This window comes from Phytoactinopolyspora endophytica (assembly GCF_004138495.1).
GTDB classification, from domain to species: Bacteria; Actinomycetota; Actinomycetes; order Jiangellales; family Jiangellaceae; genus Phytoactinopolyspora; species Phytoactinopolyspora endophytica.
In genome coordinates this window covers 457,573-457,981 of the sequence record NZ_ML142850.1, presented here as the reverse complement: position 1 = coordinate 457,981, position 409 = coordinate 457,573, and the positions used below count along the sequence as shown (strand labels likewise).

Below are 409 nucleotides of genomic sequence, written 5' to 3'. Positions count from 1 at the left end.
CATCCCTACGGCGTCGACGAGCGTCGAGGTACGCTCCAGCCGCGCGCGCACGAGACGTTGTTCGTGCGGCTGGAGGCCGCGGACGGCACGGTCGGCTGGGGCGAGGCCTTGGCGCCGGTGGTTCCCGGGGTGCCCGGCGCCATCGTGGAGAACCTGCTCGCGCCGGTTCTCATGGGGGAGCGAGCCGACCAGGTGCGTCCACTGCGGTACCGGCTGGGTGAGCTCATGCGTGAACGGGGGCATCTCGGCGGCCACCAAGCGGATGCGCTCGCTGCCGTCGACATCGCCCTCTGGGACGTGTGCGGCCGGGCGGCCGGCCTGCCGGTGGCACAGCTGCTCGGTGGTGCGTTCCGTCGGGACATCCCGACGTACTGCAGCCAGGTCCCAGGCTCAGACGATCGGAGCCGGG

General features: G+C 72.4%; 1 protein-coding gene. It reads left to right on the top strand.

Annotated features, from left to right (window positions below; all coding sequences use genetic code 11):
- The coding region (locus tag ELR45_RS05395; RefSeq protein WP_476704121.1) for an enolase-like domain-containing protein at nucleotides 1-409 on the top strand (409 nt) is incomplete at both ends.